The sequence below is a fragment of the Alcanivorax sp. HI0044 genome, from assembly GCF_001634945.1.
In genome coordinates this window covers 1-922 of record NZ_LWEZ01000386.1, presented here as the reverse complement: position 1 = coordinate 922, position 922 = coordinate 1, and the positions used below count along the sequence as shown (strand labels likewise).

General features: G+C 58.4%; 2 protein-coding genes. Both read right to left on the bottom strand.

Translation table 11 applies throughout. The annotated features are described in order from the left end of the window. Window positions 1-275: ATP-binding cassette domain-containing protein (locus A3730_RS04690; protein ID WP_156500910.1), on the bottom strand; the 275-nt coding region annotated here is incomplete at its 3' end. A 51-nt stretch (window positions 276-326) separates the two neighbouring features. After that, the coding region (locus tag A3730_RS04685; protein ID WP_063537600.1) for a histidine phosphatase family protein at window positions 327-922 on the bottom strand (596 nt) is incomplete at its 5' end.

Sequence of the window (922 nt, the reverse complement as noted above, 5' to 3'; positions counted from 1 at the left end):
TCGAACTGGTTGAAGTTGAACTCCTGTGGCACCACACCGATCTGCTTCTTGGCCAGAGACCGCTGGGTATCCAGGGAATAGCCAAAGATGCTCACATCACCACCGGAGTTATTGACCAGTGAACTGATCACACCAATGGTGGTAGATTTGCCGGCCCCGTTGGGGCCCAGCAAGGCAAAGAAATCGCCCTTCTTCACATCCAGATCAATACCTTTGAGCGCTTGCACGCCATTGGCATAGGTTTTGGTCAAATTGCGAATTGTCAGCGCGGACAAGGCACACCTCGTCAGAAGTCGGTAAACGGAGAGATCGGTTTAGAAATGCGGTTACAACGCACGATGGCAGTGATCACCACGCCATATCCAGTGAAGCTGGCCGCCACTGAACCACAGCCACAGCCCTTCCATCATCCAGGGCCAGTCATCCTCGGTAATGCGCCGGTGCCCATGCAGTTCGGCCACCAGCACGGCAAGAATGGTGTCGTGGGTCACGTGCACGTTCAGGTGGCCCGGTGCCGGTTCACGCTCGCTCAGGTACCGGGCCAGCTTGGCGCGGCCTTCTGCCGGCGACAGCATGCCCTCAAAGGGTTGCTGTAAGTGCTGGTTAAGGAATTTAAACGCACCCATCTTCAGAAACGTGGGGCCGACCTGATTCAGGTCTTCCACGTAACAGCCAGGCTCCACCAGGGTGGTATCGGTGGTGATTTCGGGAATCGTCTCCAACAGCCCTGCCTTGCGGGCGCCTTCGGCCATGGCCTTGGCGGTATTCACGCAGCGCCCCACCGGGCTGGAAAAAAACGCATCCACTGGCCGCGCCAGCTGGCTACCCCACTCCCGGGCCATATCGATGCCTTCCGGGGTCAGGGGCAGGCGGTAATCGGCAAAACCGTTCTTGGCCAGTTCACGCACAGAGTGCCGCGTCA